10 protein-coding genes and 2 pseudogenes are annotated in these 10,509 nt (G+C 71.4%); 4 read left to right on the top strand and 8 right to left on the bottom strand.

Translation table 11 applies throughout. From position 1 onward, the window contains the following. Positions 1-221: pseudogene (locus LQ326_RS20295) on the bottom strand (hypothetical protein); the annotation flags it as partial. A gap of 378 nt (positions 222-599) precedes the next feature. Between LQ326_RS20295 and LQ326_RS20290 the strand changes: the two are divergent. Together LQ326_RS20290 and LQ326_RS20285 are read left to right on the top strand one after the other, a co-directional pair. Beyond that, positions 600-1,049 (top strand): hypothetical protein, encoded by a 450-nt coding sequence (locus LQ326_RS20290; RefSeq protein ID WP_234538621.1) that lies wholly within the window; start codon positions 600-602, stop codon positions 1,047-1,049. An 82-nt stretch (positions 1,050-1,131) separates the two neighbouring features. Then, the gene (locus LQ326_RS20285; protein WP_234538620.1) at positions 1,132-2,301 is read left to right on the top strand and encodes a hypothetical protein; all 1,170 of its coding nucleotides are present in this window, start codon (positions 1,132-1,134) and stop codon (positions 2,299-2,301) included. Positions 2,302-2,444: 143 nt separating this feature from the next. On the opposite strand, the gene LQ326_RS20280 is transcribed toward LQ326_RS20285, so the two are convergent. From LQ326_RS20280 to LQ326_RS20255, 6 genes are all read right to left on the bottom strand, one after another. Further along, complete coding sequence (locus tag LQ326_RS20280) at positions 2,445-2,834, bottom strand: hypothetical protein (protein WP_234538619.1); 390 nt, start codon at positions 2,832-2,834, stop codon at positions 2,445-2,447. A 65-nt stretch (positions 2,835-2,899) separates the two neighbouring features. Further along, the gene (locus tag LQ326_RS20275) at positions 2,900-3,286 is read right to left on the bottom strand and encodes a hypothetical protein (RefSeq protein WP_234538618.1); all 387 of its coding nucleotides are present in this window, start codon (positions 3,284-3,286) and stop codon (positions 2,900-2,902) included. A gap of 119 nt (positions 3,287-3,405) precedes the next feature. Beyond that, entirely contained in the window at positions 3,406-3,813 is a 408-nt protein-coding gene (locus LQ326_RS20270; RefSeq protein ID WP_234538617.1) for a hypothetical protein, read from the bottom strand. A 446-nt stretch (positions 3,814-4,259) separates the two neighbouring features. Then, positions 4,260-5,204 (bottom strand): NADP-dependent oxidoreductase, encoded by a 945-nt coding sequence (locus LQ326_RS20265; protein WP_234538616.1) that lies wholly within the window; start codon positions 5,202-5,204, stop codon positions 4,260-4,262. A 97-nt stretch (positions 5,205-5,301) separates the two neighbouring features. Continuing rightward, a complete protein-coding gene (locus tag LQ326_RS20260; RefSeq protein ID WP_234538614.1) occupies positions 5,302-5,502 on the bottom strand; it encodes a hypothetical protein in 201 nt (66 codons plus the stop codon). A 49-nt stretch (positions 5,503-5,551) separates the two neighbouring features. Further along, positions 5,552-6,019 carry a cupin domain-containing protein gene (locus LQ326_RS20255; protein ID WP_234538613.1) on the bottom strand — a complete coding sequence of 156 codons (468 nt, stop codon included), beginning with the start codon at positions 6,017-6,019 and terminating at the stop codon, positions 5,552-5,554. A gap of 214 nt (positions 6,020-6,233) precedes the next feature. Here LQ326_RS20255 and LQ326_RS20250 point away from each other — a divergent pair, with 214 nt between their 5' ends. Next, complete coding sequence (locus tag LQ326_RS20250) at positions 6,234-6,737, top strand: MarR family winged helix-turn-helix transcriptional regulator (protein ID WP_234538611.1); 504 nt, start codon at positions 6,234-6,236, stop codon at positions 6,735-6,737. Between the two features lie 190 nt (positions 6,738-6,927). After that, positions 6,928-8,985 (top strand): ATP-binding protein, encoded by a 2,058-nt coding sequence (locus LQ326_RS20245; protein WP_234538609.1) that lies wholly within the window; start codon positions 6,928-6,930, stop codon positions 8,983-8,985. A 100-nt stretch (positions 8,986-9,085) separates the two neighbouring features. Here LQ326_RS20245 and LQ326_RS20240 read toward each other — a convergent pair. Next, positions 9,086-9,799, bottom strand: a pseudogene (locus LQ326_RS20240) (helix-turn-helix domain-containing protein); the annotation flags it as partial. Between the last annotated feature and the right edge of the window lie 710 nt (positions 9,800-10,509).

Here is a 10,509-nt window from a genome sequence, read left to right as displayed (position 1 = left end):
GCACCGGCGTAGGCCGTGCGGACGGCCGGTGAGGCGGACGGGGCGACGGCCAGGAGCGTCGCCGGGTGAGCCGCCGCCTCCGGCGCTGCGGGCATGGTCATGACGTGACCGTGCGAGGTGCCGTGCGAGGCCGAAGCGGCCTGCGCGGTTTGGGCGGCGAAGAGCGCCGGCACCATCGTGAGGGCGGCGCACAGTCCGAGAAGCGAGCGCTTCGTACGCATGGTTCGGCAGTCTCCCGTCCGGCATGGCGATGTCGGCGCATGCACGTGTAGTGGTTGCCCACGGTCGGACGACCGTGTTCTGGTCACGCTTGTTCATCGTGGGTGACCGGACCACGGTGACTGTCGGCGCAGAGGGCGTCAACGGCGGCCGTGGGCCGTACCAGTGGGGTCCTGTCGATCGCTCCGTGCCACAACAGGTCTGCTGCCTGGGCGTGTTGACCGTCGGTGGGGGCGGTGTGAGCGCGCACGGGGACACCGGCCTTTCGAGGAGGTTCGAAAGGCTTCTACCGGGCCCGCGCGATCGGCGATCGTCGCCGTCAGGGCACGATCGGTGCCGCTGTCAGACGTCCCGCTGTCGTCCCGACGGAGGTCTCATCCATGCGCGCGAAGCGCTCGCTGCTCGGCAGCATCGGTGTGGTGGTCTGCACGCTGATGGCCGTCCTCACCACCGGACCGGCACAGGCGGCAATCGCCCCCGGCCCCCGTACCAGTGACCACGCACAAACCGTGGCCGCCGTCTCTCCGACGATCTCTCCGGCCACCGACGTCAGCTACCGCGCCGACGACCAGACGTTCACCTGCGGGGCGGGGAACCTCTGCCTCGAGGTGTGGGACCAGACCGTGTCGAAGTGGAAGATCTTCTACCTCTACAACTGCAACCGCTACTACCTCTCCAACTGGTACGGCGACGGCTACTACCTCAACAAGCAGACGGGGTCGGTCACTTCCTACCTCTACGACGCCAACGGGAATGTGCTGCGCGCCTTCTCCCCGCCGCAGGTGGGCACCCAGAACTGGGACCCCGTCTGGTCCGTCCGCAACTGCTGACGCACGCATGGGGGCCGGCCCCTCGTGCCGTGGCCGGCCCCGACGCGTTCCCCATCGGCCCCGTCTGAACAGGGAGTCGTAAATGTCGTCCAGATCTTCGCCCAGACCGCGAGGCCGGTTCGCGCTCATGGCGGCCTGGTCGGTCCTGCTGGCCGCCTTGTTCGCCACGGCTGCACCGGCCCGCGCCGACACCTCCCCCACCGCCACCCCGCGCACGGCCAGGGTGACCATACCGCCCGGCGTCACAGCCGGAATCGCCGTGTACGACCGCCAGACCGGCGTATTCACCGAGCAGTCGAACATCCACATGCAGTTCCGTTCCGCCTCGGTGGTGAAGCTCCTGATCGCTCTCGACCACCTGTGGGACCACGGCCCCGGCTACGGCCTGCCGTCGGACGACCGGGCCCGCCTCGACAGCATGCTGCGCTCCAGCGACGACTCCGCGGCGGACTACTACTGGTCCCAGGACGGCGGCTCGGCGATCATCGACCGGATGATCCCCCGCCTGGGCCTGACGGACACCGCCGACCCCCCGCCGGACTACCCCGGTTACTGGGGTTACACGGCCCTGTCGGCGGCCGACACCGTGCGCATCTACCGCTGGATCCTGGAGAGCGCCCCCACCGCACTGCGGGACATCATCATGGGTGACCTGCGCGCCTCCACACGATGCGGCATCGACGGTTTCGACCAGCGCTTCGGCATCCCGGCATCCTTCCAGCAGCCCTGGGCGGTCAAACAGGGCTGGTCCGGCTTCGGCGAGAGCGGCGACTGCGCCGGCACGACCGCCTCGGCCGCCGCCGGACGGACCGCGGCCGCCCCGGACGCGGGGGTCGACCTCACCCGGCCCGCACTGCACACCACGGGGACCGTGGGGGCGGGTGACCGGTCGATCGTCGCCGTCTTCACCCTGCACCCGCAGGACACCTCGTTCGGCGCCGCGTACAGCGCCCTCGACACGTTGGTACGGTCGCTGAACGTCCCCGGCTCCGTCCCACGCTCCGGCTCCTGGTACGGCACGTGGGGCTCCCACGTGCAGGTACGCGCCGACACGACCACCAGCTCGCAGGTGCTCACCCGGCTGCCCGCCGGGGTCGAGGCGCTGATCGGCTGCCAGAAGCAGGGCGAGGAGGTCACCATCGGGCAGTACACGAACGACTGGTGGGCGTATCTCCCCCTGTACGGCGGCTACATCACCAACATCTACATCAGCTATCCGGACAACAAGCTGCCCGACGTCCCCGTCTGCTGAGACGGCCTCCACCACCCCGGCCGCTGCCCGCATCCCCTTCCGGGCGTGCGCCGCCACGAACGGTCGTACATCCGGAGGGAGGCGGAGCGGCCGGGGCCGGGGACGTCCCTTGGAAAGACGGTTGCGGAACGGCCGGACAAGCGTCAGCTCAAGTGGCCCGGCGTGGCTGCGCCGCCGAGCGTCCTGATCACCGTCAGCACGTGGGCAACGGGTCCGTCTCGCTGTAGATGGACGTGCCCTTCATGCAGCCCCATTCGCCGTTGTCGGCCTCGGTGAACACCCAGCGGTCGGGGTGCGGTCCGCCGATGCAGGGGCCGTCGTCGCGGCGGCAGCGGAACCAGCTCGGGTTCGAACATGTAGCCGACGACGACATCAGCGTGCGGGTGTCCGTTGGTCTCCGAGGGCTCGTAGACGGCGGCACCCTGCACGTTGTTGCACCACCATTCGCTGCCGGAGTACCAGCAGCCGGAGGCTGCGGACGAGGACGGCGCCGCTGTCAGTGTGAGGGCGGCGGAGAGCGCGGCGGTTGCCACGGCCGCCAGGGCACGCTTGCCGGATTTCAGTCTCTCCCCGTGTGTCGCTGGGTACGGTCGGCCGTCTACCAACAGGCCGGAAGCGGGTTGGTCTCGCTGCCGATGGCGGTGTCCTTCATCCAGCCCCACTGGCCGTTGTCGGCCTCGGTCCACTCCCAGCGGTAGGGATGTGGTCCACCCACGTACTCGTCGGGCTGGCCTCCGTCGTACCGGCAGTCGAACCAACTGGGGTTGGAGTACATGTAGCCGACGACGCGGCTGGAGTCGGGGTAGAAGCGCGCGAGATCCTTGTAGCCGTAGACCGGCGCACCCGCGAGGTTGTTGCACCACCAGTGGCTGCCGCTGTACCAGCAGCCGGAGGCTGCCGAGGCGCCGGGCGCGGTGGTGGTCTGGAGGGTCAGCGCCAACGCCGCGGCGCTGACCAGGGCAGCAAGGTTCTTGCGTATACGCATGTGAGCAGACTCCAGAAGCGCTGCAGGAGTGGGCGGGGTTGGTCAACTGGCCGGGAGCGTCGGCGGTGTTCCGGCGCTGCAAGCAGCCTGCGAGGAACCCGGTCGGCGCGCCGGGCGGATCACCCGTAGCAGTTCGGGAGCGGGTCGGTCTCGCTCGAGATCGCCGTGTCCTTCATGAAGCCGAGCTGGCCATTGTCCGCGACGGTCATCTCCCAGCGGGTGGAATGCGGCCCGCCCACCCAGGCCTGGTCGTCTTCCTTGCAGTAGAACCAGCTCGGGTTGGAGTACATGTAGCCGACGACGGTATTGGGGTCGGGGTAGATGTGGTTGTCGCCGACCGTGCCGTACACCGGTGCGCCGGAGACGTTGTTGCACCACCATTGGGTGCCGCTGGCCCAGCACGGACTGGCGGCAGCCGCGGAGGGCGCGGTCGCCACCGCGACACCCACGGTGAGCGCGGTGGCCGCCAGCAATACGCCGGCCTTCCTGGTGTTCGTGCCCCCGCCTGACCGGTTTTCCTTGCGCATGTACTCCCCCTCGGTTCGCACAGGTTGACTCCGCTCACCGAGTCTGCAGCGGACGGCCCGCACCAGTCACACATTTCGACCACGGTCGAAAGGCTTGCCGTCCAGCCGCTCGGGTTCGCCCTCGCCCGCCTGCTGCGTGGGGGCTCGACCGGAGTCCACACCGTCGACGTGGTCACCGCCGGGCCCGGGGCGGCGCCGTCCTTGGCGTACCAGCGCATCTGGATCTGCGCGCCGTCGCCGGCGGTCGCGTAGTGCTCGCCGGTCTTGACGTCGGCGGGGATCGGCTGGGCGGTTCCCGCGGCGCCGTTGATCGACTCCTACAGGGCGCGCGCCGCGGCGTCGCCTACGGCCGGTGGTGCGGTGTCCGCCATCGCGGCGGCCATCGGGGCCGGCGCCGCGGCTCTTTCGGGATCCGGACCGAGTGACATGGTCCCTGTCTTCCGGGGTCAGGCGGTGGACGGGACGACGATGACCTTGCCGTGCACCGTGCCTTCGGCGGCTCGTGCGTGCAGCGCCGGCAGTTCGGCCAGCGGCACCCGCTCGCCGATGTCGACGCGCAGCTCGCCGCGGTCGGTCTGCGCGACCAGCTGCGCCAGCTGGCCGGCGTCGCTGTTGACGAACAGGTCGATGCCGCGCACGCCGCGTTCCTCGTCGCTGGGGGCGGGCATCCACACCGTGGTGTTGACGACGACACCGCCGGGTCGGACCAGGGTGAGCAGTGCGGCCAGCTCGGCCGGATCGACCGGTGCGAGGTTGAGTGCGACGTCGACCGGCTCGGTCACCGCGTCGGTCAGGCTGGTGGTGGTGTGGTCGATGACCTCGTCGGCGCCGGCGGATGTGACCGCCTCGCTGCTGCGCGGGCTGGCCGTGGCGATCACGTGGGCGCCGGCGTTCTTGGCCAGCTGCACGGCATAGCCGCCGACGGCGCCGCCCGCGCCGTTGACCAGCACGCGTTGCCCGGCGGTCAGCTTGCCGTGGTCGAACAGCGCCTGGTAGGCGGTCAGACCCACCAGCGGCAGCGCGGCGGCATCGGCCAGCGGGACGTTCTTCGGTGCTGCCGTGAGGATCCCGGCCGGGGCGAGGACGTACTCGGCGGCGGCGCCCGGCTTGTCCATCGGCAGGAAGCCAATGACCTGGTCGCCGACCGCGAGGCCGTGGATGTCTTCGCCGAGCGCGTCGACGGTGCCGGCGACGTCGATGCCGGGCGTGTGCGGCAGCACCACCGGGATGGGGCCGCGCATGAAGCCGCCGCGGATGTTGCCGTCGACGGAGTTGAACGACGTCGCGGCGACCCGGATGCGGACCTCACCGGCCCCGGGGACGGGAAGCTCCACGTCCTCGTGGCGCAGGACGCCGGGGTCACCGTACTCGTGGAAACGCACTGCCTTCATGGCGGTTCTCACCTTCACTGCGATCCGAGCTACTTCGAATTCGAAGCAACTGTGAGGAGACTACCCCTGCTTCGAATTCGAAGCAAGTGGTGGTCGGTCACTGCCGGTGTGAGCGGGCGAGGTCGGCCGCCAGCCGGTGCAGGTCCACCACCTCCGCCTGGGCGCGCGCACCGCCGGCCGCCGGCGACCGGCACACGGCCTCGGCGACCCGGTCCGCGAGCAGGCGAGTCGGACGCGGACAGCCGGCACCCGCGCTCACGACGGCCAAGGACACCGGACTCCACGCGGCGGTGCTCATCCCGGCGCCGTGGCCGGAAGTTCTTCCCTGCGGCCGGGCCCCGGTGCCGTCACCGGGGAGGGCCGAGGACGACGTTGCCCGAGAGTTCCGCGGCTTCGGCGAGCAGCTGCGCGGGGATCTCGAAACCCTCCGGGCGCGGCTCACGAAGGTCACGGCCCGCGTGGCGGAACATCTTCTCCAGTCCACCGGGGGTCGAGACGAGCAGCAGGTCCGCCTTCTCGGAGGTGATGCGGTAACCGTGCGGGATGCGCCGGGGCAGGAAGACGATGCCGCCCTCCCGCAACTCGTGCTCCTCGTCGTCGGCCCACACCAGCGCCGAACCGGACAGGAGCAGGAAGACCTCGTCCTCGTTGTTGTGCACGTGGAACGGCGGCGCCTCGCCCTTGCTGACATCGAAGCGGCCGACGGTCAGCTGCCCACCGGTCGCCTCGGCGTCGAGCAGGACGCTGAAGACACTCCCGCCGATCCACTCGAGCTGCTGCTGGTCCTCGCGTTGCGCGAGATAGGGGATGGTCATGACCGGTCCTCGGGATTCGCGGGCGGCGGCGCCGTCCTCCTGCTCGCAACCCTGCGCCGCACCACTGCCCGATCTCCGTCTTCTGCGGTGCTCAGTCGGGCCCAACGCTGCCCACACCGTGCGCTCAGGAGGTCACGGCATCGGGCCCGGGAGACGCGCGTCCGTCCGGTCCGCCCCACCACACTCTTCGAATTCGAAGCAGTAGACTCCGGTCATGCCTGATCAACCGCCGTCACTCGACCCCGTACAGCTCGGCGCCTACTTCGACCTCATCGAAGTGACCAGCCTGCTCCGGCACGCGGTCGAGCAGCAGCTGCGCGAGAGCGGCGATCTCAGTTATGTGCAGTTCCAGCTGCTGGCCCGCCTTGGAGACTCGCCGACGGGCAGTCAGCGCATGACGGACCTGGCCGACGGCGTCGTCTACAGCCGCAGTGGCCTGACGTACCAGGCAGGTCTGCTCGAAAAGGAGGGCTTGGTCGTCCGGGCTCCCTCGCTGGAGGACGAGCGAAGCATCACCGTCACCATCACCGACGCCGGGCGTGAGCTGCTTGCGAAGGTGTTGCCGGGGCACGTCGAGGTGGTCAGCGGCCTCCTGTTCGAGCCGCTTTCACGCGACGACGTCAGGGCTCTCGCCGGTCTGCTGGCGCCGGTGCGCGACCACATGCGCTCGACGCCGCCTCGCTCGGCCGGGTCCCGCCGCCGCAGAGGTGGAGCATGAGGACTCGGGACACGTCGGAGTCCGCAGACCGCGGCGGGTCAGGCGGCGGCCGGATACCGGGCCGGCCGCGGCGCTCGCCGGTGAAGCCGGGCTGAGCGGCGCGACCATGAGGAGCAGCCCGGCGGCGCAGCTGTGAACAGGCCGGCGGTGTCCAGGGCGTGGAGACGGCACAGAAGCAGAGGAGCGCGGATTGGGAGCGGCGGGACTGGCGGACCGGCTGGCCGCGGCACGGGCCGATGCGCTGGTGGGCCGGGAACCGGAGCGGGCGGTGCTCGACCGGATGCTGTCGGGCGCCCCGGACGCGCCGCCCGTGGCCTACCTCCACGGTCCCGGCGGCATCGGCAAGTCCTCGCTGCTGCGCTGGGCCGCCCGGCAGGCCGAACTCTCCGGCCGCCACGTGGTGCGGGTGGACGGACGGTTCCTCGACGCCGACCCGCGCCGGCTGGAGGAGGCCGCGGCCCCGGCGTGCGCCGAACCCGGCACCGTGCTGCTCATCGACACCTTCGAGCAGTGTCAGCCACTCGAAGCGTGGCTGCGCGAGACCTTCCTGCTGCGGCTCGCCGACCGCGCGATCGTCATGGTGGCCAGCAGGATCGCCCCTGACGCCGAATGGTCGCTGGATCCTGGATGGGCGCAGCTCTTCACGGCACTGCCCGTGCGGCCGCTGGACGCCGCCCAGTCCCGCGCCCTGCTCGCCGTTCGGGGCGTCCCCGCCGAGCAGTGCGACGCCTTCGTCGCCTTCGCGGGAGGCAGCCCGCTCGCCCTCTCGCTGGCCGCCTCCGTGCCACCGGCCGAACCCGGCGCGCCGTGGGAGCCGACCGGCGACGTCCTGACGACCCTGGTCGAGCGGCTGGTGGGGGACCTGCCCAGCGCCGTCCACCGGCGAGCCCTCGAGGTCGTCGCGCAGGCCTACGTCACCCGCGAGCCCCTGCTGCGCGCGGTGCTGGGCGACGAGGACACCGACACGGTGTTCGCCTGGCTGCGTCAGCTGCCCTACATCGAGGCCACGCCCGAAGGGCTGCACCCGCACGACGCCGTGCGGGCCACCCTCGAGGCCGACCTGCGCTGGCGGGACCCCGCACGATACGACGACGTCCGCGTCCGCGTATCACTCGCGGGCCTGCGGGCCGTGCGCGGCGCGGCCGAGGACGACGCGCTGCTGCGGGTCGCGGAGTGGATGTTCCTGTTCCGCAACCACGGCGGCCCGGACAGCCTTTACAACTACCGGACGCACCCGCACATCGAAGACACTCCGCTCCGGCCCGAAGACGTGCCCGGCGTGCTGCGCATGGCCGAGGAAGCGGAAGGCCCGGCGTCGGCGGCCGCGGTCGCGCACTGGGTGCGGCACCAGCCGGAGGCCTTCCGCGTCCACCGCCACGCGGGCTCGCCCGCACCCGTGTCGTTCATGGCCGGCCTGCGGCTGGATGCGCCACGGCCCGAGGACCTCGCGGCGGACCCGGTGATCGCAGCGGTCTGGAACCTCGTGGAGGCGGTCGCTTCCCTGCGGCCGGGCCAGCACCTGGGCATCCGCCGTTTCGCGGTGCAACCCGGCGGGCAGCAGCGGCCCTCACCCCTGATGGAGCTCATCAGCCGGCGCGCCATCGGCGAGGAGATGCGTGCCCACGGACGCGCGGTGACCTTCACCGTCTTCGAGGACGCCGACCGGTGGGGGCGCTACCTCGCCAAGGCCGGAATGCCGGAGCTCGCGGCCGTGGACGTCGGCGGGAGGCAACACCACATCTTCGGCCGGGACTGGCGACGGCAGACGGTGGAACAGTGGGTGCAGCACCGGGCTCGCGCCGCGGCCGCACCCGTGGCGACGTGGCCCGCGACTGCCACCACGAGTGCCGCAGGCGGCCGGCTGCCGCGCGCGGCGTTCGCGGACGGCGTGGTCGAAGCGCTGCGCACCTGGCGCACCCCCCGCGAATTCGCCACCAGCGTCCTGCTGAACTCCCATCTCGTCACGCCGGGTTCACCCGACCCGGCCGCGGACCTGCGCGGCGCCATCATCACCGCCCTCGACGCGATACAGACCGACCCCGCGGGCGTGAGAGCCCACGAGGCTGTCACCGCCGCCTACATCACGGCCTCCCGTACCCACAAGGCCGCCGCCCGACGGCTCGGGGTGCCCTACGGCACCTACCGGCGCCACCTCGCCCTCGCCAAGGAACGCCTCATCGAACAACTGCTGCGACAACCGGCCACGCCGTCCACACCGACCCGGCCGAACTCGCCACCGGAGGACTGAGGCGCCGCTGCCGCACCACTTGCGTTGAGCGCGGGTTCGTTTTCGGCGGACTCGATCGCGTGCCCCTTCGGCTGCCTTGCCGGCATGGAGGTGCCCGGCGTCAGTTCACGTCGGGTCCGAACCGGGGCTGGTACGCGGACGGGGTGATGCCCGTCTCGCGCCGCATCAGTGTGCGCAGGTTGGCAGCGGTGCCCAGGCCGCTGCGCCGCGCGGCCACCTCGAAGCGTGACTCGCCCCGCTCGATCAACCGGCAGGCCAGGGCGAGACGCTCGCCCGTGAGCCACACCAGCGGGTTGTTCCCAGCTGTGTCCGGAAGCGGCGGTGCAGGGTCGCCGTGCTGACCTCCGCCCGCGCCGCGAGGTCCGCGATCGTGAGTGGCGGGTCGAGCCGTTCCTGCGCCCAGGCCAGGACCGGCGCCAGGGACTCGTCGGGGAGGTCGGGCATGGGACGCTCGACGAACTGCCGCTGTCCGCCGTCGCGGTGGGCCGCGAAGACCAGTCGCCGGCTGACGGAGTCGGCGATCTCGGCGCCGTGGTCGCGGCGGACCACGTGCAGCCCGAGGTCGAGTGCGGCCGCGCTTCCGGCGGCGGTGAGGATGTCGCCGTCGTCCACGAACAGCACGTCCGGTTCGAGGTGGACGGCGGGGAAGCGGGCGCGGAAGGAGTCCGCCCACTGCCAGTGGGCTGTGGGCCCGGCGGCCGTCGAGGCCTCCGGCCTCGGCCAGGGTGAAGGCGCCGCTGCAGAACCCGGCCAGGCGCGCGCCGCGCGCGTGCGCCCGACGGATGCTGTCCAGCACCGCGGGCCGGCGGGGCACGGACGATCAAGGTGTCCCAACCACTCGGCGGGCGTGTTCACCCGGGCCCACGACACCCGACGATGCCTGGAGCCTGATCGGGCACGGTCGACCGGCCTCGGTCCGGTTTGGGGCCGCCCTTCGTGGCACGCACGCGAGAACCGTCGATCACCGCCCTCGACCCGTCCGGGCGCCGAGTGCGTGCAGCTCGGCCGGCAGGGACTTGCGCAGACGCTGCCACGCACCCGCCTCGCACCCCCTGGCACCCCTGGCACCCCTGGCACCCGGTGACGAGTGCGCCCGCAGCGGCGGTCGAGGCCGCCGGAGATGCGCTGGAGAGCAAGGTGTTACGCGCGTAAATTCTGTGGCCGATGCCTTGCCGACACCCCCTTCGCTCACGATACTTCAGTAGTGAAATTGTCAGGAACACGTCCGACCCACCCACCGGTGGGCTCGTGCTGCACCCAGTCTCCCCTCTGACCCGCATCCCCCCACAGGAGGAACGCATGCGGATCAAGAAGTCCAGCACTGCGAGACGCACGGGACCGATCGCCACAGCGTCCGGCCCGACAACGACAACGGCAACCGCACCCACACCCCTCACCACTCGCACCGGCCCCACGCCACACTCCACCGCCTCCCCGGGCGGGTCCTCGCCGGGCAACCGCCCGACGTCCGCCGAGCCCCGCCCCACCGCCACCAACTCCCCCGACGGCGTGACCGCCACAGGG

Source organism: Streptomyces shenzhenensis (genome assembly GCF_021462265.1).
In the GTDB taxonomy this organism is placed as follows: Bacteria; Actinomycetota; Actinomycetes; order Streptomycetales; family Streptomycetaceae; genus Streptomyces; species Streptomyces shenzhenensis.
Note: the sequence above shows the minus strand (reverse complement) of the source record. Positions and strands in the feature narration are given on the sequence as shown.